The organism is Pseudomonas sp. TH06 (assembly GCF_016651305.1).
Classification (GTDB): Bacteria; Pseudomonadota; Gammaproteobacteria; order Pseudomonadales; family Pseudomonadaceae; genus Aquipseudomonas.
In genome coordinates this window covers 953,506-973,635 of sequence record NZ_JAEKEC010000001.1, presented here as the reverse complement: position 1 = coordinate 973,635, position 20,130 = coordinate 953,506, and the positions used below count along the sequence as shown (strand labels likewise).

Here is a 20,130-nt window from a genome sequence, read left to right as displayed (position 1 = left end):
GTTTGATAGCTTTAACGACCTAATGGGGTTTCCATGGAATTGCGTCATCTGCGTTACTTCATCGCTGTCGCTGAAGAACTGCATTTCGGCCGCGCCGCACAGGTGCTGGGCATCTCCCAGCCGCCGCTAAGTCAGCAGATTCAGGCGCTGGAGCAAGAGGTCGGCGCGCGCCTGTTCGAACGGACCAATCGTCGGGTCGAGCTGAGTGAGGCTGGCCGACTGTTTCTCGAAGAGGCACGGCTGGTGCTGGCGCAGGTCGACAAAGCCGCGGATGTCGCTCGCCGGGCGCAACTCGGTGAACTGGGTGAACTGAAGATTGGCTTCACTTCGTCGGCGCCGTTCAACTCGACGATCCCGCAGGCGATTTTCGCTTTCCGCCAGCGCTTTCCGGCCGTGCATCTGAACCTTCGGGAGATGAGCAGTACCCAGGTGGCCGAGTCGCTGGTGGACGAGTCGATCGAGGTCGGCATCATGCGTCCGCTGGGTTTGCCGGATTCCTTGAGTGTGGTCGAGCTGATGCGCGAACCTTTGGTGGCGGTACTGAGCGCCAAGCATCCGTTGGCTCAAGGCAGCGAGGATGGCCTGTTTCTTTCGGCGCTGGCGCTGGAACCGTTTGTGTTCTTCCCGCGCAGTTACGGCAGCGGCCTCTACGCGCAACTGTTAAGCCTGGCCCGCGATGCCGGGTTCAGCCCCCACTTCGCCCAGGAAGCGGGGGAAGCGATGACGATTATTGGTTTGGTGGCGGCGGGTCTGGGTGTTTCGGTGCTACCGGCGTCCTATCAACGCATGCGCATCGACGGTGTGGTGTATCGGCCGTTGCTTGATCCGGAGGCGATCTCTGCGGTGTGGCTGGTGCAGCGCAAGGATCAGAAGTCGCCGATGGCCAAGGCTTTTGTCGAGTTGCTCACACGCAAGGTCGAACAAGCCTGACGGGTGCGCCGTCAATGGCTGGCAAGCCAGCTCCCACAAGTTACAGAAGTGTTCACACCCTTTGTGCTCATTTAAAAAACCAATGGGGCGGGCTTGCCTGCGTCTTGTTTTAACTTGTAAATATCCCTTTTTCACATGGGGGTTCTTGGTTTTGACGGGTTCTTTCCATGATTTGTGATGTTTAACATCAGGGGCGGATTATGTTCAAGCTTGTGCTTTCACGGTTTTTCGTCTTTTTGGTAGTTGGCATTCGAAACTGACTTGATGTTTTGAGCTCTACCATTTTGTCGTTTTGAGGGAGTGCTAATTCAATTCTCCGTCAGAGTTTTTTCTAATTAAAGATTTCTGGTTATAGATAAAGTCTGAACGTATTCATTGGGAGTATTTGTCAGCGGGAAGATTCTCATCGAGAACTGTTACAGTGCATCTCATGGTTGTGCGGTCTGACTCTGCGATGACGAGCCATGAATAGGGCGGTTCGCTAAGAGCATTGATTTTACTTTCAATAGAGCTAATCAAACCCTCCAGGGATAGTTCGGTTGTATCAGTTCCTCCTGCTTTTACTGAAACTTTAACTATACGGTATTCTTGGTCGGTATCTTCATCGTCATCTTCTTCAGAACTTTCATTGAAGTCGAAATTCAATGTGCCTTCCCACGACTTATTGGCAGCGTTTTGGTCGCTGGTTGCAGCCTTCATAAGGCTTAAGATTTCATTCTTGAATTTTGAGTTTTCCACAGTAATTATTCCTTTTTAAAATGGAGCTTGATTGATTTTTTTTCAATGTGTTCGTCGCCGGGCTAGTTTGAAGGGAAGCTTTAATTTGAGCACCTGTCAGATCTGACAGGTGTTGAGGTTGTTTAGCTATATTCTGATACCTGTTCAGATTTTCTTGTTATATGTTCGCTCCTGTCATTGCAATGCTTTCCAGTTTCCATATCGATTTACAGAGCTATTTTAAAAAATACGAGATGATAGGTTTTCAGTGCTATTTACCAGCATTTTATTTGCGAAAATATGATTAATTAATCGATGAAAAAGGGCGCCAAAAGGCGCCCTTTTTCATGCTGGAATGCCGTTCCGGCAATCAATTCACTCGCACCAAGTCCCCGCGCAACGTCACCCGTGTCACAAAAATCCCCGCCCGACACTCGTAAGTATTCAAATCCTTGCGCACATGCTGATCGTAATAACTGACTATGTTAGTCACCGCATTCGCCCCGACCCGCTTGGCCTCGGCCTGCAACTTGATCAGGTTCGACTGCAACACCCATTCACAGGAGTCGTGATCGCTCTTGTTGAAGCCGTTGGTCTTCAGATCACTGATCACATCGCGCTGCAACAACCGCTGAGTGCCCTGCGGGCCATTCCCGGCCAGATAAAACTTCACACTGCCATCCAGCCGTCCGGCACGAATCGCGTCGGACAGCACCGTTTCGAAGGGCATGTACATGAGGTTGGTGGCGTGGCTGGCGCTGGGCAGCAGGCTGAAGAGCGTGGCGGCGATCAGGGCTTTCACTTGCATGGTCATCTCCTTGACGGTGAAAGAGAACAGCGAGTGTTTGACCGGTGGGGGCTCGCCGTTCTGGCAGACGCGATGCGTTGGCCTGCCAGACGAGTGTAGATGCAGAAAATGAACAGGGCGCCGAATGGCGCCCTTTGTGTATGGCAGGTAGCAATTTCTCTGGTCAACCTCTGCTTAATGATTAGTTCTGCTTATAAGGGCTGAATTATCGAATTAGAACGTCCGCGCGAATGTCGCGAAGATGTCTTAGAGTCTCTAGCCGCTTTTTGTCGTCGGGGCTAAGGCTTTTCACTTGTTCTGGAGTCAGCTTCAGAAGATCCTGATCGGTATAAGTTGCCATGTTGATCACCGTTTATGGAGGAGTATTACCTCTGCATCGTCTACCTGGCAGCTCAACTTGGCACCTGTAAGAACTAACAGTTTTTTAGACTTTTTTACGATAGCTGCAATTCACAGTGGTTTCGCATGATGCTCGATCTGCGTGTAAAAAAGGGCGCCGAATGGCGCCCTCATTACGAGATGCTGCGCATCAATCCACGTGCGCCAAATCCCCGCGCAGCGCCACGCTCGACACCACCAACCCCGCACGGCACTGGAATTTTTCGGTGTCTTTGTACAAGTCACGCTGGTCGACGCTGGCGATGTTGATCACGGCGTTGGCGTCGGCTTTTTTCGCGGCGTTCTGCAGGGTCGCGAGGGCCGATTGCAGGGCCCAGAAGCAGGCGTCTTCGTCGGATTTGTTCGAGCCGTTGGTCTTGCGGCTGCTGCTGACGGTGTCGAGTTTGCGCACCTGTTTCGGCAGGGGTTCGCCGGCCAGGTAGAACTTCACGCTACCGTCGAGCAGGCCGGCGTCGGTGGCGCGTTTGACGCCTTCGCGAAAGCTCAGATAAGTCGGTTCGTCCGCGCCCTGTTTGATGATGCCCAGGTTGTTCACCGCTTCGATGTCCGGGTTGATCGACAGCTCTTTCAGCACGTTGTCACGCAGGCGGTTGACCCAGCGGTTGTAGTTGCCGTGGATCTTGCCGTCCTTGGCGTCGAGGCCGTAGCTGCTGCGGTAGTCGATTTCGAACGAGGTCGGCGTGAACGGGATATCGACTTCGGCATGGTGGCGGCCGCGCACGGTGATCGCCGCTTTGATCATGCCCGGACGCACCGATTGCACGACCCACTGGCGGTCGTTCAGGGCGGTGACGATGGCACGGCTCATCTGTGGGGCGGTGAAACCGAGGTTTGGCGAAAACTCTTCCTTGGCGTTGTAAACCGGTTTGCTGGTGCAACCGCCGAGCACAAAGGCCAGGGCCAACAGGGCGGCGATGCGGTGAAACTGAGTCATTCCCTTCACTCCAAACGTGTTGCGGTCAGTGCCAGCGGCGGAAAATCAACGAGGTGTTGACGCCACCAAAAGCGAAATTGTTGTTCATCACGTAGTCGTGATGCATCTGGCGGAATTCGCCGCGCAGGTAGTCGAGCTTGCCGCAGTGCGGATCGACCTCGTTGAGGTTGAACGTGTGCACGTACAGGTCGCGATTCATCATCTCGATGCTGAACCACGACTCCAGCGCCCCGCAGGCGCCGAGGGTGTGGCCAAGAAAACTCTTCTGCGAGCTGATCGGCATGCGTTCACCGAACAAACTGCTGGTCGCCAGTGTTTCGGCAATGTCGCCCTGTTCTGTAGCGGTGCCGTGACCATTTACGTAACCGATTGCATCGGGCGTCAGCCCGGCGTCTTCCAGCGCCAGTTCCATGGCGCGGCGCATGGTCACTTGTTCCGGGCGGGTGGTGTGCTGGCCGTCGGCGTTACTGCCGAAGCCAACGATCTCGGCGTGGATGCGCGCGCCGCGAGCAAGGGCGTGTTCCAGCTCTTCGAGCACCAGCATGCCGCCACCTTCACCGATCACCAGGCCGTCGCGGCCCTTGTCGTAGGGGCGCGGACTGGTCTGCGGCGCATCGTTTTTCAGGCTGGTGGCGTAGAGCGCGTCGAAGACCATGGCTTCGGTCGGGCACAGCTCTTCGGCACCGCCAGCAAGCATCAACGGCAAGCGACCGAACTTGATTGCTTCGTACGCGTAGCCGATGCCCTGACTGCCGCTGGTGCAGGCGCTGGAGGTCGGGATCAGGCGCCCGGTGAGACCGAAGAAGATGCTGATATTCGCCGCGGTGGTGTGCGGCATCATCCGCACGTAGGAATTGGCGTTGAGGCCCTCGGCCACCGAGTTGAGCAGCATGTTGCCGAACGCCTTGATCTCGTCGGTGCTGCCGGTGGACGAGCCGCAGGCCACGCCCATGCGCCCGTCCTTGATCGATTCGTCGCCAAGCAGGCCGGCGTCGGCGAGGGCTTTTTCTGCCGCGCCGACCGCCAGCTTCGATACCCGGCCCATGCTGCGCAGTTGCTTGCGGGTCCAGTGCGCAGGCACGACAAAGTCATCGATGGGCCCGGCCAGACGGGTGTTGAGCTCGCTGAAACGATCCCACTCGTCCATCCGGCGGATGCCGCTGCGGTTGGCCGCAAAGTTGCCGGCGATGGTCTCCCAGTCGCTGCCCAGCGAGGTAATGCCGGCCATGCCGGTGACGACGACGCGCTTCATCAGCACAAGCCTCCGTTGACCGCCAGGACCTGGCGGGTGATGTACGAGGCTTCCGCCGACATCAGGAAATTCACCGCACTGGCCACCTCTTCAGGGGTGCCCATGCGTTGCGCGGGGATCATCTTCATCAGTTCTTCCACCGGCACGTTTTCGTCGAGCATCGCCGTGTCGATCAGGCCCGGCGCGACGCAGTTAACCGTGATTTTGCGCTTGCCCAGTTCGATCGCCAACGCCTTCGCGGCGCCGATCACGCCGGCTTTCGAGGCGCTGTAGTTGACCTGGCCACGGTTGCCGATCAGGCCGGACACCGAGGTGATGCAAACAATCCGACCGGCGGCGCGGCGGCGGATCATCGGCATCATCACCGGGTGCAGGACGTTGTAGAAACCGTCGAGGTTGGTGCGCAGCACCACGTCCCAATCGTCGTCGCTCAGCGCTGGAAACGCACCGTCGCGGGTCAGGCCGGCATTGAGCACCACGCCGTAATAGGCGCCGTGGGTTTCGACATCGGCTTCGAGAATGCTTTTGCAGGCTTCGCGGTCGGCCACGTCGAATTGCAGGACGCGCGCGTTGCGCCCCAGTGCTTCGATTTCGGCCTGCACCGCTTGTGCTTCAGCTACGCCGCTGCGGCAATGCACGACGATGTCATACCCGGCCTGCGCCAGACGCAGGGCAATGGCGCGGCCGATGCCACGGCTGGAGCCGGTGACCAGTACGGATTCAGTCATCGTTCGACTCCCTTTTTTGCACAAGATAATCAGCCGCCTGAGGCGGCCGGAACACATTCAACCGGGCAGTCGCTTCGATGCCGGGGGCGTTGATATGGCATTCGAAAACGCCCATGCCGTTGTCGTCTTCCAGCGAGCGGATGCCGTGGATGGTCAACTCGCTGCCCGCCGGAAACGCAGCAACATTGCACTCGAATTTACGCGTGCCGAGCAGGAAACCCAGCTCCACCGGATTGCCTTTCAGCCGTGCGTGGCAACCGGCAAACGCGGCGACGCTCTGCGCCATCAACTCGATGCCGACCCATGCCGGCAGGCTGCCGTCAGGCAGGTTGAACAGGCCGTCGGGCTTGACCGTGAGGCAGGTGTAAATCTGTTCTTCGTCGAAGCTTGCGATCCTGTCGATCAGGATCATGTCGCCGGCGTGGGGCAGCAGTTCGGCGAGCGGCCAGTCGGTCATGGGGCGTCTCCGATAATCAGGCTGACGTTGTTGCCGCCGAAGGCAAACGAGTTGCTCATCAGGTAGCGGGGAGCAATGGACGTCAGGCGTTCGTTCGCGGTCACCCACTTCAGCGCCGGCAAATCGGGATCGGCCTGGCCATCCCAGACGTGCGGCGGCAAGGCGTGTGCCGGGTTGGCATCGCTCAGGCTCAACCAGCAGAACGCCGCTTCCAGTGCCCCGGCCGCGCCAAGAGTGTGGCCGGTCATGGGTTTGGTCGAAGAGCAGGCCACGCCGTCCGGAAACAGCGTGGCGACTGCGAGGCTTTCCATGGCGTCGTTGTGCTGGGTCGCGGTGCCGTGCAGGTTCAGATAGTTGATCTGCGCAGCTTGCAGTCGGGCGCGGCTCAAGGCTTTTTGCATCGCTTGCAGCGCGCCGCGACCGTTCGGCTCCGGGGCCGAGATATGGTGCGCATCGGAACTGGCACCGGCACCGAGCAGAGCGATGGCCGGGCCGTCGCCACGCTGCTTGCTCATCACGAACAGCACCGCCGCTTCGCCGATGTTGATGCCATTGCGGTTGGCCGAGAACGGATTGCAACGCTCATCCGATACCGCTTCCAGCGACGAGAACCCATTGAGGGTCAGCTTGCACAAGCTGTCGACCCCGCCGCACAGCACCGCGTCGCACAATCCCAGATCGAGCAGACGCTGCGCGCTCATCAAGGCCCGTGCGCTGGAGGTGCACGCGGTGGAAATCACATAGGCCGGGCCGCTCAGTTGCAGCCAGTCGGCGAGGAAATTGGCGGGTGCGCCGAGTTCCTGTTGCCGGTAGTCGTACTCGGCAGGGAACTGCTGCTCAAGAATGTAATGCGCCAGGCCACGGCTGGCCTCGTCGATGCCGGAAGTGCTGGTACCAAGCACCACGCCGACGCGCTCACGGCCGTAGGTCTGGATTGCCCGGTCGATGTCGTCGCGAATCTGCAGCGCAGCCTCCAGAAGCAGTTGGTTGTTGCGGCTGCTCTGGTCGGCCAGCGTCAGCGGGATCGGCGCCAGTTCACCTTGGACGGCGGCCACCGGCAACTCACGACCGGTCATCCAGCCGGACTCGTGGCGCATGCCCGAGCAGTCGCCGGCAAACAGATTGCGCGCCACTTCTGCTTTGTCGCGGCCCAAGGCGCTGATCACACCGAGGGCATTCAGGTAAGCGGTCATGGTGTCGATTCACCGAGGGGGGACACGCGATAGTGCAGGCCTTGTGGCAGGTTCAATTGAAAGCTCAACGGTTGTGCATAACGAATGTTCCAGCGCGTTGGCAGCGAGCGTTTTTCGCCCGTTTGCTGCGCGGTCGGGTAGTTGCGCAGCAGCTCGCCGGACGGCGTCAGGGCGAACAGTAACGCGGCGAACAGCTCCCGGGCTTCAGGATTGGGCGGCAGCAGACCGTCGGCCTGCCAGTGCCCATCGATCAGTTGCTGACGGGCCTGAGGGATGCCCAGCGGGTCCATCATCGACCAGCGGATGCCGGGGCCTTCGCGCTGGATCACCAGCAGCCAGTCCTGGCGTTGCTCGGCTTGTTGGCGCTCGATGTGTAGTTGCAGTGGCAAGGGCAAAGTCGGATTGCATGCGGGCAGCGGCGCCTGGCTGGCGCAACCGCTTAGCAACGCGAACATCATCACCATCAGCCACACCCCAACCCTTGTAGGAGTGAGCCTGCTCGCGATAGCGGTGGCACATTCAAAAAATATGTTGGCTGACCCACCGCTATCGCGAGCAGGCTCACTCCTACAGGTAATGGGGTACATCAGATATCACCTGCCAATGGTTTGCGCGCGACGACGTTGACCAACGTCTCTTCACGCTGCCCGAACGGCTTTGGCTTGCGCAACCCGAACCGCTCCAGCAGGCCAAAATCCTTTGACCGGCTCCACCACAGATACGGGTATGAAACATTGCGCTGGCCGAAATCAAACCCTTGCTCGCGAATCATCTGCAAATACTGCGCAGCGCTTTTCTGCACATGCATCGGATGGCGGAACAGCCAGCGAATCACCCACGTATCGATATAAGCCTCGGTGGATTCGGCGAACAGCAGATACCCGCCTGGCTTGAGCACCCGATAAAACTCGGCGAGGGCCTTTTCCTGCTCGACCAGGTGATGAAAGGTCTGGTGACAGAACAGCAGATCAACACTGGCGTCCGGCACCTGCAGCGTCGCGCAATCGCTGCCAATCAATTCCACCTCCAGACCCTGACGCGCCGCCTCTGCGCCGCTCAATTCAAGGCTGTGCGGATCGGCATCGATGCCGATCAGACGCTGTGGTGCGAAGGTCTGGCGCAGGTAACGAAACGATTTTCCCTGACCGCAACCGGCATCCAACAATACCGGGTTCGTCGGCAGCGACTCGCTGAACAACCCGCGCAGATCGTTGATCGCCACGCGCAACACATGGTGTTGCCAAGTGTGGCTGCGCAGGAACCAGAAACCGAAACGGGTTTCTTCGACGTAGCTGTCGCTCAGGTAATTCATGGGGCGTCCTTTGCACAAAGTTCGGAAATCATCTTCAAACGGCGACGCGCTTCGCTGACGAACGGGTTGCGTTGGTCCCAGGCGTAGCCGGCGAGGATCGAGCAGATCATCCGGCGGATCTCAGGCTGACTGTCCTCATGGAAAATCACGTCCTGAAAGGTCCCGGCGTACCAGCCCTCGACGTAGCAACGGAAAGTGTCGACGCCACGTTTCAACGGCTCGGCGAATTCGCGCTGCCAATCGACCGTTTCCCCCAGCAACTGACGATGCAGAACCGCCGCCGCCATGCTCGCCGAACGCATGGCGATGGTCACGCCGGAAGAGAACACCGGATCAAGAAACTCCGCCGCGTTGCCCAGTAGCGCGAAGCCCGAGCCGTGCAGGGTTTTGACGTTGGCGGCGTACCCGCCGAGGGTGCGTGCCGGGGTGTCCCACACGGCATTGTTCAAGACATTGGCGAGGCTTGGCGTCTCGGCGATAAAACCGCGCAGGCAGGCGTCGAGGTCGGTATCACGACCGTTGAAGTGCTCGGCAGCGGCGACCACGCCTACCGAGCAACGACCGTTGCTGAACGGGATCGTCCAGAACCAGATGTCGCGATGCTGCGGATGGGTGGTAACGAGGATTTTTTCGCGGTCGAACGCCGGGTTGTCGATGTGATCTTCGACATGGGTGAAAACCGCCTGACGCACCGGGAAATTCGACGGTGCTTCCAGGTCGAGCAGGCGCGACAGCACGCGGCCATAGCCGCTGGCATCCAGCACGAAATCCGCCTCGATGCGGTATTCACTGCCGTCTTCACGGCGCACATCGAGTTGCGGTTTTGCCCGGTCGAAATCGACGCTGACGATGGCATCGCCATAGCGGACCTCGGCGCCTTGCAGTGCCGCTTGATCGGCCAGCAACTTGTCGAAGTCGGCGCGCTGAACCTGGAACGTGGTCGGTTTGCCGTCGCTGAAGGTGTCGCTGAAATCGAACGCGCTGTAGCGCTCGCCCCAGGCAAACGCGGCGCCGGTCTTGCGCTGGAATCCGGCGGCGTTGACGGCGTCGAGCATGCCGGCCTCTTCGACGAAATCCAGGCAATGGCTCAGCAGACTTTCGCCGATGGAAAAGCGTGGGAAGTGTTGCCGCTCGATCACCAACACGTCGTGGCCCTTGCGCGTAAGCAGCGCGGCGGCGATGGCGCCGGACGGGCCGGCGCCAATGATCACTACCTGACGGGATTGCATTTCAACGTTGGGCACGTGGGCTCCGGGGCAAGTGACTGTTCACATTCAGCGGCGCGCGATGCAGGCCGATCAGGGCCGGCAGCAGCGTCGCGATCAGGCCCATCAACATCAGCGCGAAGTACAGCGCCGGGGTGATGAGCTGTTGTTGCAGGAGCAAGTTGAGAAAGACGATTTCGCTGAGGCCGCGAATGTTCAACAGCACACTTTCGCGCCAGCGGCTGGCGCCTTCGAACGAGGCGCCGGCCCAGCCGAGACCCAGCCAGTTGCCGAGCAGTTTACTGCCAATCGGCAACAGCAGCAGCGCCGCCCATTGCACGACACCAAGGCTGACGAGGGCGCTATGCACATCGATCTGCACGATGCCGAAAGTGAGAATCAGCGGAATCGCCATCCATGTCTGCAAGCGGCTCATCCAGCGCGCCGGCAATGGCAGCACCAGCGGCACTTTCAGCACGGCCATGCACAGCAGATAACCGATGCCGAAAATCAGTGCGTTGAGTTTGTAGTGCTCGGCCATCACCAGCAGGGCGAAGAAGCCGAGGCTGTAGGTCAGCGGTCGACGCGTACCGAACAGGCGCAGCGCCAAGGGCACGCAAGCGAGGCCCAGCGGCAGTAACAGACTGCTCAGTTGCAGACTGCCTTGAGCGAGCCCGAACAACGTCCAGCAAGTCAGGTCGATCAAAATGGCGGTCTGTACCAGACGTCGGGTGGCGGCGGGCGGGTAATCTATGTGACGCAGATACAGGTACAGCACCGGAATCGCGGTAATGGCGAACACCAGTCCGATGGCCAGCGAGTTGAGCCACGGTTGCGCCGGCAATAACCCGTACGCGACCGCCAGGCCACAGGCGAACGGCACGGCGAAACTCGGCAGGGCGATTTTCACGCTCTGCCGATCCAGTCGCAGGTCGATCACGTCGCTGAGAATGTGCCCGAGCAGCAAGGCGAAACTCAGGCTGTAGAGGTTTTTCAGCCAGTCTGGCGCGATCAGTTCAGCGCCGCTGAGCTGCCAGCCCGGCTCGATCCAGAAGTACATCAACAGCGGCAAACCGAAGCTGGCCAGCAGCAACTGGCTGACGATCGGAATCAGGCCGAAATGTCGACCGACACGCGTGGCGACGGCGAACAGCGCCAATACCAGCAGCCAGAAGCCGACGATCATCATGCTGTCGGCTCCGCGACCGCAGCGGCGTGTTCGTGTCGCCCGGCCCACGGCGCGAGCATGAAACTGAACGCCAGGCCGAGGCTCACCGACAAGCCGAAATTGCTCACCGCCGGGGTACTGGACACCGCCAGCAGACCAAACGAGAGCCACGTCGTCACGGCTGCGAGCAGCGTGCCGAGCAGGCTCACCGCCGCGCCGCCGACCTGCTCACGCATGAGAATCGCGTAATCGACACTGATCGCCGTCACCAACAGCAGGCCGAACAGGCTGAACAGCGTCAATGGCTGACCGAGCCAGCCGAGGCTGGCCAGGCTGCACAGCGCCGCCAGCAGCGGCAGAGCCACAATGCGCAACGCGCCGCCGAAACCGAATGGCAGGATCAGCACCAGCACGATCAACACGCAGGAGGCGAGTTTCAGTTCGGCGGCGCTGATCTGCGTCGCGGCGAAAACACTGTTCAGCTCACCGAGCCGATCGACCAGGACCACGCCCGGCAGATCCAGCGCCTGCACCCGCAGCAACGACGGATTATTCAAGCCTTGCAGGCTGGTCATCGCCGCTACGCCGTCTTCGGTCGGGCCGAGCCACAACGTGCGATACGGTTCACCGAGCGGCCCGGCCAGCGCCGCGTCGATGTCCTCAAGGGGCAGCGTCTGCAACTGTTGCAGCTCGTTTTGCAGGGCGGCCAGTGGCACGCCGAGGTCAAGCAACGGCTGCCAGAACTGCGGCAGTTTGTTCAGTGCGTCGCGCACTTGCTGTTGCTGGCCCGGAGGGCTGACCAGTTGATCGAGTGCCAGATAGCCTTGCAGCTTGTCGAGATTGACCAGTTGTTCCAGACGCTCGCTCAGCGCTGCTTGTCGCGCCAGCAACTCTTGCTGATTGGCCGCGCGCACGAGGAAGAACTGGCTGGTCGGCTGGTGGCCGGTGATCCGCGCGATGGTCTGCGCTTCATCGGTCAGCCGCTGCGGTGCACCGACCCACTGACGAATGTCGTTTTTGCTTTGCAGTTGCACCAGACCGCCGGCACAGAAGGCGATCAGCAGTGCCAGCAACACCGGAGTCCGAACGCGTTCGAGCAGCTTCTCGCGCAGATTGACCAGGCGTTCGGCCAGGTGCAGCGGCCATTGCGCGGGGCGCAGTTCGACGTTTTTCAGCAGCGCCGGCAGCAAGCATACGGCCGACAGATAGGCGCCGAGCAAGCCGGCGGCGGAGAACACGGCGATTTGCGTCAGTGCCGGAAACGGTGTCCACGCCAGCGCCAGATAACCGATGGTGCTGGTGAGCAGGCTCAGGGTCAGCCCGGGCAGCGTCAGGCGCAACGCCGGCCAACTGCGCCACGGCTTGAGGCTCCAGCTCTTCGAAAGGTAATGAAGCGGGTAATCCACCGCCACGCCGATCAGGCTGGAACCAAGCACCAGCGTCATCACGTGCATGTGACCGAACAACGCCACGCACGCGACCGCGCCGAACAACATGCCGACCAGCACCGGCACAAACGCCAGCAACACGCGCCAGCGGCGGAAGGCGAGCAACAACAACAGCAAAATACCGAGCGTCGCGCCGCCCCCGACCCAGGTCATTTCACGGGTCGCTTGCTGCTGACCATTGGCCGCGTAGAGCAAACCGCTGGCGGCGAGCAATTGCACGTCTGCTTTCGCCGCCTGCTCACGGCTGTGTTGCAGCAGGGCGGCGACTTGCAGCGGCAGGTTCATGTCGAACGCGTTGCCCGTGGTGCGCGCCCGCAGCATCACCCAGCTCTTGCCGTCGGCATCGGCCACCAATGCGCCGCTGCCGATATCCAGTTGCACCGCGCCGTGTTTCGGCTGGCTGTTCTGGATGCGTCCGGTCAGGCCCAGCCAGTCGTCCTGGCTCGGCACCAGACTGAAACCGGTAAAGGGGTCGAACAGTGCCTGTACCCGTTGTTGAATGAAGGCGTCGGGGTGTTCGGTGAGGAGTTGCCGATCATCCGCCGAAAGCATCGCCAGCCGTCCTTGCAGCAACTGCGTGCGCAGCGCAGGCAAGTCCGCTTGCAGGTTCCACTGGACCTTTTCGAACAGTCCACTGGCCTGCCATTGCTCGCCCAGGGTCTGCGCCATGGTGACCGCTTGCTGGCGATCGGCGTGCCCGACCAGCACCAGCATTTCGCGGTTGAGCGGTTCCTGCATGCGTTGTTCAGCGCGCAGTTCAAGAGCGTCAGGATGGGTGCCGGGCACCAGTTCCATCAGGTTGGCCGATAGCGGTGCGCCGTCACGCCATTGCCAGCCGGCCAGCGCGACGACTGCCAGCAGCAGGATCAGAAACAGCCAGGGCAGCCTGCGTTCACTCGGCAAAGTCATGTTGCTCCGTGTCGCTCAGCGGTTGGCCGGCGTTGCTGTTCTGCATGCGCAGCACCGTGCTGTCACCCTGGGTTTCCAGCAGCTCGATGGTTTGCACCAGCGCGCCGCCGTCGATATTGATCTGGTTGAACACTTGCTTGAGCAGCAGCGAGCGCGGGGTCAGGGTCAGTTTCCACTGTTGCGCGTCACCGCTCAGCGCCAGTTCGAAATCCCGTTGCAGGCCGCTGCTGTCGCCTTGCAACACGGCGAGGAACAAACGGTTCTGCTCGGCCCCGGCGCTCTTGTTCGGCAGCAGTTGCCAGCCATCGCCGTCACGCCGGGCAATGCCTTTGCCAGTGATGCGGTAATCCTGTTGCAGCGGGGTTTTCAGTAGCCAAAGCAGGCCGTGATTTTTCGCGAGGACGAAGCTGCCCTTGCTGATCAGCGGCTGCGGCAGGGCGCGCAGGTGTTTTTCCTGGATGAACTGGCCGTGAATCACGTCCGGTTTTGCCAGTTGTGCGCTGAGCTGTTGCAGGTCAAAGGCGTTGGCCAGCGTCGATACGGCCAGCAGGGCCAGAGCACCAAGAGTTCTGGAGATCAGGTTCATCGCAGCATCCTTTCCACGGCATCGGTGAAGACTTTCGGCGAGGCCAGTTGCATCTCGCGACTGCTGACCTCGACGGCCACTTGCACGGAGCTGGCGCGGGTCAGGCGTTCGCCGGTCTGTGCGTCCGTGATCAGGTAATGGATCTTCAGGCGGTTTTCCCACTCCACCAGGCTGGCGCGCACGTTCAGACGCTGACCGAACACCGCGCCGCGAACGTAGCGCAGTTGCAGATCGATCACTGGCCAGGCGTAACCCGAGTCGACCATCTGGTTGTAGTTGTGGCCGAGCTTGTCGAGCAACGCGCAGCGCGCCACTTCGAGATACTTGACGTAGTGGCCGTGCCAGACGACGTGCATGGTGTCGACGTCGAAAAACGGCACGAGGATTTCCGTGTCGGCGTGAATCACTCCGGCGCTACGCATGCAGCCTCCAGTGTTGCGCGGCGATGCGTTGCAGGCACAGGCGCAGTTCCCCTTCCAGGGCGCGGTCTTCGATGACCGGCGGGAAGTCCTTGGCCAGTGCTGCGTGCATCGCGGCCAGCGCTGGCGGCAGTGGTCGGGCATCGTCGGCCTGACCCCGCAGCCAGACGCCTTGGTTGGCGGCGAGCAGGGTGGCGGCGGCGACCTGTTCGGTCAGCTCCAGCACACGGATCGCGTCACGGGCGGCGATGGTGCCCATGCTCACCTTGTCTTGATTGTGGCACTCGGTGGAGCGTGAGAAGACGCTGGCCGGCATGGTGTTTTTCAGCGCTTCGGCGGTCCAGGCGCTGGTGCCGATCTGCACAGCCTTGAAGCCGTGGTTGATCATGGCGCGATCCGCCGGGGCGCCGGACAGGTTGCTCGGCAACCCGTGGTTGTAGCGCTCGTCGACCAGCAAGGCGAGCTGACGGTCGAGCAGGTCGGCGACGTTGGCCACCAGGTTTTTCAGGCTGTCCATGGCGAAGGCGATGTGGCCGCCGTAGAAGTGCCCGCCGTGCAGCACACGTTCGGCTTCGGCGTCGATGATCGGGTTGTCGTTGGCGCTGTTGAGTTCGATTTCGATGAACGAACGCAGCCAGTTCAGACTGTCGGCCAGTACGCCGAGCACGTGCGGTGCACAACGCAGCGAATAGCGATCCTGCAAGCGATGCAGCGGAGCGGTCGGTGCATCGATCGCCAGATCCTTGCGCAGCCATGCGGCGACCTGCATTTGCCCCGGATGCGGTTTGGCGGCGAACAGGCGTTCGTCGAAATGCTCCGGATTGCCTTGCAGCGCGACCACGTTGAGCGCGGTGATGCGCGTGGCCAGTTGCAGCAGGTAATCGGCGCGGGCGTAGGCGAGGCAGGCGAGGCCGGTCATCACCGCCGTGCCGTTCATCAATGCCAGCGCTTCTTTCGGGCGCAGCACCAACGGTGTCCAGCCCAGCTCGCGGTGCACATCGGCGGACTGGCGGCGTTCGCCACGGAACATCACTTCGCGCTCACCGGACAGGGTTGCGGCGACGTAGGACAGCGGCGTCAGATCGCCGCTGGCGCCCACCGAACCTTCTTCCGGAATCAGCGGCAGGATGTCGTGTTCGAGAAACCCGTGCAGACGCTCCAGCAGTTCAATCCGCACCCCGGACACGCCGTGGCACAGCGACTGCAATCGTGCCGCCAACACCGCACGGGTGGCTTGCGCATCGAGCAACTTGCCCAGTCCGCAGCCGTGAAAGGTGTAGAGATGACGCGGCAACGCTTCGACGTGATGCAGCGGCACTGCGACCACGCAGGAATCGCCGTAACCGGTGGTCACGCCGTAAATCACGCCTTCCTTGTCCAGCAGCGAGTCGAGGAACCGCGCGCCCTTGGCGATGCGCTCGCGATAGTCGGCGTCGCTCTGCAACTGCACGGGCGCCTGACGGTTGGCCAGGGCCAGCACGTCTTCGATGCGCAAAGGGCGTTCGCCGAAGGTTACCGGCTCATGGGGTGGCGTCGTCATCGGTCTTCCAGAAAGGGTAAAAGTTGAACCATTGGTGCGGGGCTTCGAGGCAATAGTGACTCAGGCGCTGCGCATAGCGGGTGGCCCACTGATGAATGACCTGCTCGCGCTCGCGGCGTGTCCACGTCACGGCATCGGCGAAAGGCTCGAGGGTCAGGCGGTAGTGGCCGTCGGGTTGTTTCAGGCACATCAGTAGATTGACCGGGCATTTCAGCAGGCCGGCGAGCAGCCACGGCCCTTGCGGGAACGGCGCCGGGTGGCCGAGAAAGTCGACGGTGACGCTGCGGCCGCCATGCAGCGGCACGCGGTCGCCGGCGATCGCCAGCCACTCGCCGCGCTCCAGGCGTTCGTGCAGTTGCAGCATGATCACCGGGTCGAGTTCGCTGACCTGAATCAGGCGCAGGTTGGTCGCCCCGGCCTCACCCAACAAACGGTTGAACTGCTCGGCGTGCTTGGTGTGCACCAGCACGTTCATCGTGACCTTTTCGCCGATCTCCGCCAGCGCCCTGCACACTTCGAGATTGCCCAGGTGTGCGCCGACCAGCAGTTGCCCGCGACTGCCACGCAACTGATTGCGCAGCAGGGCCGGGTCAATGATTTCGATCTGTTCGATGCGGATCTTGCCGTTCCACACGTCGAGCTTGTCGAGCATCGAATCGGCGAACGCCATGAACTGGCGAAATACCCGCCAGTGACTTGGGCGCAGATCGTCGCGCCTGCTCCACTCGGCCAGCCGCTGCTGGTACTGCCAGGCACTGCGTCGCGCGGTGCGGCCGAACAGGAAAAAGTACAGGACGATGCCGTACAGCAACGGGCTTAACAGGCGTCGGCCAAGAACCTTGGCAGCGAATGCGGTGAATTTCATCAGGAGGAAACTGCCGCGCTCTTCGCGGTCGGCCCAATGCTTTTTGTCGGCCTCGACCGTCATGGGCGCCACCGCCGCCAGAGGATCACCGGCAAACGCAGCAACATGCCGAAGAACAGCCGGGTGTGCATGCTGGAAATCAGTGCGTTGTCATGAAACAGCCGGAAGTGCGAGACGCCATCCAGCGGGTAATGCACGCTGGTTTGCAGCCAGTGCATCGGCTGATTGCGCCAGGCCAGGCGCACGAGAATGTCCGAGTCGAAATCCATGCGTTTGCCTACCTTGGCCGAATCAATTACGGCCAGCGTCGGCGCCAGCGGATAGACACGAAAGCCGCACATTGAATCGCGGATCTGCAGCGACAGCGTGTTGATCCAGACCATGACGTGGGTCAGGTAACGGGCGTACAAACGGCCCTTGGGCACGCTGTCGTCGAACAGCGGATACCCGCAGATCATCGCTTGAGGATGGGCACGGGATGCCTCGACGAAACGGGCGACGTCGAGCAGGTCATGCTGACCGTCGGCGTCAACCTGCAAGGCATGGCTGAAACCCAGTCGCGAAGCTTCGCGCAGACCGGTCATCACCGCGCCCCCCTTGCCCTGATTGACGGTGAGGCGGACCAGATAGACGTTGTCGCGCTCGGCCAGAGCATCAAGCACTTTCGCGCAGGATGGCGTGCTGGCGTCGTCCACCAGAATGCACGGCAGATGCTGCGCGAGCAGAGCGTCGACCACCGTGCCAATGGCCGTTTCATGGTTATAGACCGGGATTACTGCACAAGGGTTATACATTGTCAGCCCCCAGCAGGATCCGGCCACTGGAGCAGGTCGCGGTGTCGTTGCGGTAGGCGAAATACAATTTGCTGCGCTCGGGATCGAAGCGCAGGTGCAGCTGGATTTCATCGCCGGGGCGCACCAGTTGCTGGAACTTCAGCACTTCCATGCCAACGAACGGGCCGTTCAGGTTGAGTAATTGACGTCCGAGGTTCAGCGCCCATTCTACCTGGACCACGCCGGGTAACACCGGGGCCTTGGGGAAGTGGCCGCTGAAGTACGCCAGATCCGGCGGCACGCTCAGTTGCAGGCTCCATTCACCCTCGGTTTCGATTTGTTCCAGCACTTCAGGGGCTTTCGGCCTTGGTGCGACAAACAGTGCTTCGACATCGGCTTGCGGCAGTTTGCCTTGGCTGTTCAACGGCATTTGCCGCAGCAGGCGCCAGCGCCGGGGCAGGGCGAGGGCTTCGCAATGCTCGCGCAGATGCTGGCGCAGGGTTTCGGTCAGGCTGCGGCGGCCGTGTTCACGCAAGGCAAACAGGCCCGATTCGCTGAGTACCAGCAATGCACCGAGGGATGCACGGTTTTCCTGCACCACGCCCAGCCGTGCTTCGGCGACCCAAGCGTGGGTCATCAGAGCTTGTTCAAGCATCGGCAGGGAAATACGTTTCTCTTCGAGTTTGACGATCCGGTCCAGCCGTCCGAGCAGTTCGAAGCGGCCATCGGCAGCGATCCGCGCAGCGTCGGCGCTGTGTTCGACATGGCCGGCCGGCAGATACGGTGAGGCGATCAGCAGCGCGCCGTCGTTGTCCTGACTTAGTGCGACACCGGCGAACGGCTGCCACAGGGTTTCGCCCTGCCGCCAGGCGATGCCACCGGTTTCCGAGCTGCCGAGGATTTCCGTCGGCCACTGTTGCAGGCGTTGTTGCAGGCTCTGCGCCGCGTCGGCCGGCAGTGCGCCACCCGAGGAGAACACTCGCCGTACAGCGCTGAGGGCCGGCCAGTCGAGGTTGTCGCCCATGCGCTTGAGCAGCGCCGGACTGGCGACCCAGGCGAAGGTTGCATGCTCGCGACTGGCGCGCTGCATGTCCTCGGGGAATGCCAGTTGTTTGCGCACGAATGTTCGCCCCGCACACAGCGGCCAGAGCACGCGAAACAGCAAACCGTAGATGTGCTGGGTGGCGACGCTGCCGATGATGCAGGCCTCAGCGAGATCCGCGCCCCACAATTGCTCCAGTGCTTCGACCTCATTGGCCAGTTGGCGCAGCGTCTTGTCGATACGCTTGGGTTCGCCGCTGGAACCCGAAGTGCACAGGCTCAAACGGCACTCGTCGAGCTTCAGTTCCGCACTGGCCAACGCTGGCTGGTGCAGATCAGCCAGATGACAGTCATCGTTTTGATCGGTCAGCCACAGATCCACCTCGCCCGACCAGCGTTGGCGGGTTTGTGCTTGTAGATCCGCAGGCAGCAATACGCTGACGCCTGCGCGCCAGGCACCGAGCAGGGCAATGGCGAGGTCGGCGGCGTCTTCCAGATGCACGGCCAGTCGGCGTACGCCACGGCTTTGCAGGGCGGCGGCAACAGACAATGCCTGTGCGCACAGCTGCGCGTGATCAAGTGCCGGCGCGTGGCTGATCGCCCGCGTCGGCAAGGCCTTGAGCAGCAGCTGCTCAAGTTTTATCCAGTTCATGTACGGCCTCTTACCCGTTGTCGTATCAGCCATTCAATGGCAAACATCAGGCCGATCAATCCGTAGGAAATCAGGCCGGTGTACAACATCCACCAGTTCAGCGGCGCCCACAGCGTGAGGAGGGCGGCGCACAATCCGTTGCAGAAGAAAAACACGCTCCAGGCCACGGTGACTTTTCGCGTGTAGCGAATGGCAATGTCCGGCAGCTCTGGCTCACGCAAGCGCGCCAGCCGTTCGACCATCGGCGGTCCGTATTTCAGGCTCAGGCTGAACAGCACCAGCATGAAACCGCTGATCAGTACCGGATACCAACGCAGCAATAGCGGGCTGTCGAACAGCGCCAGCAGCAGACAGAAAACGATCGCCACGCACGCCATCCACAGGCTGCCGGGTTTGCGCTCGCCGGTCAGAGCCCGCGCCAGCCACAGGCTGCCCAGCAGCAGGCCGAACTGCCACGGCGCAAAGTGTTCCATGCCGAAATACACCGCAAAGGGGTACAGCAGACCGGCCAGCAGCAGGCCGAGGCCGATCAGACGACTCATGCGGCCGGTTGAACCAGACGGTAGACCGCCTCGACCACGTCACCGACGGTGCGCACCGATTTGAATTCTTCGGCGGCGATTTTCTTGCCGGTCTGGCGCTTGATGTGATCGATCAGATCGACCGCGTCGATGCTGTCGATTTCCAGATCCTGATACAGGTTGGATTCCAGGCTCACACGGGCCGGATCCAGTTCGAACAGCTCGACCAGGGCATCGCGCAGGGTGTTGAAAATGTCGTCACGAGTTTGCATG

The 20,130-nt window shown here is 61.1% G+C and carries 21 protein-coding genes; 1 reads left to right on the top strand and 20 read right to left on the bottom strand.

Features of this window, described 5'->3' with window-relative positions; translation table 11 throughout:
* Positions 1-33: 33 nt before the first annotated feature.
* On the top strand, positions 34-930 hold the full coding sequence (locus JFT86_RS04265) for a LysR family transcriptional regulator (protein ID WP_201235880.1): 897 nt from the start codon (positions 34-36) through the stop codon (positions 928-930).
* A 372-nt stretch (positions 931-1,302) separates the two neighbouring features.
* On the opposite strand, the gene JFT86_RS04260 is transcribed toward JFT86_RS04265, so the two are convergent.
* From JFT86_RS04260 to JFT86_RS04165, 20 genes are all read right to left on the bottom strand, one after another.
* A complete protein-coding gene (locus JFT86_RS04260; RefSeq protein WP_201232047.1) occupies positions 1,303-1,668 on the bottom strand; it encodes a hypothetical protein in 366 nt (121 codons plus the stop codon).
* A 349-nt stretch (positions 1,669-2,017) separates the two neighbouring features.
* Positions 2,018-2,455, bottom strand: coding sequence for an excinuclease (locus JFT86_RS04255; RefSeq protein ID WP_201235879.1), 438 nt, complete (start codon positions 2,453-2,455; stop codon positions 2,018-2,020).
* Positions 2,456-2,984: 529 nt separating this feature from the next.
* On the bottom strand, positions 2,985-3,788 hold the full coding sequence (locus JFT86_RS04250; RefSeq protein WP_201235878.1) for a hypothetical protein: 804 nt from the start codon (positions 3,786-3,788) through the stop codon (positions 2,985-2,987).
* A 25-nt stretch (positions 3,789-3,813) separates the two neighbouring features.
* The gene (locus tag JFT86_RS04245) at positions 3,814-5,040 is read right to left on the bottom strand and encodes a beta-ketoacyl-ACP synthase (RefSeq protein WP_201235877.1); all 1,227 of its coding nucleotides are present in this window, start codon (positions 5,038-5,040) and stop codon (positions 3,814-3,816) included.
* Complete coding sequence (gene fabG, locus JFT86_RS04240) at positions 5,040-5,768, bottom strand: 3-oxoacyl-ACP reductase FabG (RefSeq protein ID WP_201235876.1); 729 nt, start codon at positions 5,766-5,768, stop codon at positions 5,040-5,042. The genes JFT86_RS04245 and fabG overlap by 1 nt, the downstream gene beginning before the upstream one ends.
* Positions 5,761-6,225, bottom strand: a complete 465-nt coding sequence (locus JFT86_RS04235) for a hotdog family protein (RefSeq protein WP_201235875.1) — start codon at positions 6,223-6,225, stop codon at positions 5,761-5,763. Before JFT86_RS04235 ends, fabG begins: the two co-directional genes overlap by 8 nt.
* The gene (locus JFT86_RS04230; RefSeq protein ID WP_201235874.1) at positions 6,222-7,418 is read right to left on the bottom strand and encodes a beta-ketoacyl-[acyl-carrier-protein] synthase family protein; all 1,197 of its coding nucleotides are present in this window, start codon (positions 7,416-7,418) and stop codon (positions 6,222-6,224) included. Before JFT86_RS04230 ends, JFT86_RS04235 begins: the two co-directional genes overlap by 4 nt.
* Positions 7,415-8,005 (bottom strand): hypothetical protein, encoded by a 591-nt coding sequence (locus JFT86_RS04225; protein WP_201235873.1) that lies wholly within the window; start codon positions 8,003-8,005, stop codon positions 7,415-7,417. The genes JFT86_RS04230 and JFT86_RS04225 overlap by 4 nt, the downstream gene beginning before the upstream one ends.
* Positions 8,005-8,730 (bottom strand): class I SAM-dependent methyltransferase, encoded by a 726-nt coding sequence (locus JFT86_RS04220; RefSeq protein WP_201235872.1) that lies wholly within the window; start codon positions 8,728-8,730, stop codon positions 8,005-8,007. Before JFT86_RS04220 ends, JFT86_RS04225 begins: the two co-directional genes overlap by 1 nt.
* Entirely contained in the window at positions 8,727-9,974 is a 1,248-nt protein-coding gene (locus JFT86_RS04215; RefSeq protein WP_201235871.1) for a tryptophan 7-halogenase, read from the bottom strand. The genes JFT86_RS04220 and JFT86_RS04215 overlap by 4 nt, the downstream gene beginning before the upstream one ends.
* Positions 9,961-11,124, bottom strand: a complete 1,164-nt coding sequence (locus tag JFT86_RS04210; RefSeq protein ID WP_201235870.1) for a sodium:proton antiporter — start codon at positions 11,122-11,124, stop codon at positions 9,961-9,963. Before JFT86_RS04210 ends, JFT86_RS04215 begins: the two co-directional genes overlap by 14 nt.
* The gene (locus JFT86_RS04205) at positions 11,121-13,460 is read right to left on the bottom strand and encodes an MMPL family transporter (protein WP_201235869.1); all 2,340 of its coding nucleotides are present in this window, start codon (positions 13,458-13,460) and stop codon (positions 11,121-11,123) included. The genes JFT86_RS04210 and JFT86_RS04205 overlap by 4 nt, the downstream gene beginning before the upstream one ends.
* Positions 13,444-14,046 (bottom strand): outer membrane lipoprotein carrier protein LolA, encoded by a 603-nt coding sequence (locus JFT86_RS04200; protein ID WP_201235868.1) that lies wholly within the window; start codon positions 14,044-14,046, stop codon positions 13,444-13,446. The genes JFT86_RS04205 and JFT86_RS04200 overlap by 17 nt, the downstream gene beginning before the upstream one ends.
* Positions 14,043-14,468 carry an acyl-CoA thioesterase gene (locus JFT86_RS04195; RefSeq protein WP_201235867.1) on the bottom strand — a complete coding sequence of 142 codons (426 nt, stop codon included), beginning with the start codon at positions 14,466-14,468 and terminating at the stop codon, positions 14,043-14,045. The genes JFT86_RS04200 and JFT86_RS04195 overlap by 4 nt, the downstream gene beginning before the upstream one ends.
* Entirely contained in the window at positions 14,461-16,005 is a 1,545-nt protein-coding gene (locus tag JFT86_RS04190) for an aromatic amino acid ammonia-lyase (RefSeq protein WP_201235866.1), read from the bottom strand. Before JFT86_RS04190 ends, JFT86_RS04195 begins: the two co-directional genes overlap by 8 nt.
* Positions 15,986-16,933, bottom strand: coding sequence for a glycosyl transferase (locus JFT86_RS04185; protein WP_201235865.1), 948 nt, complete (start codon positions 16,931-16,933; stop codon positions 15,986-15,988). The genes JFT86_RS04190 and JFT86_RS04185 overlap by 20 nt, the downstream gene beginning before the upstream one ends.
* Positions 16,930-17,664, bottom strand: a complete 735-nt coding sequence (locus JFT86_RS04180) for a glycosyltransferase family 2 protein (protein WP_201235864.1) — start codon at positions 17,662-17,664, stop codon at positions 16,930-16,932. Before JFT86_RS04180 ends, JFT86_RS04185 begins: the two co-directional genes overlap by 4 nt.
* Positions 17,657-19,336: an acyl-CoA synthetase family protein gene (locus JFT86_RS04175; protein WP_201235863.1), complete on the bottom strand. Its 1,680-nt coding sequence runs from the start codon at positions 19,334-19,336 to the stop codon at positions 17,657-17,659. Before JFT86_RS04175 ends, JFT86_RS04180 begins: the two co-directional genes overlap by 8 nt.
* Positions 19,333-19,878: a hypothetical protein gene (locus JFT86_RS04170; protein WP_064388844.1), complete on the bottom strand. Its 546-nt coding sequence runs from the start codon at positions 19,876-19,878 to the stop codon at positions 19,333-19,335. Before JFT86_RS04170 ends, JFT86_RS04175 begins: the two co-directional genes overlap by 4 nt.
* Positions 19,875-20,129: an acyl carrier protein gene (locus JFT86_RS04165; protein ID WP_007909503.1), complete on the bottom strand. Its 255-nt coding sequence runs from the start codon at positions 20,127-20,129 to the stop codon at positions 19,875-19,877. The genes JFT86_RS04170 and JFT86_RS04165 overlap by 4 nt, the downstream gene beginning before the upstream one ends.
* Between the last annotated feature and the right edge of the window lies 1 nt (position 20,130).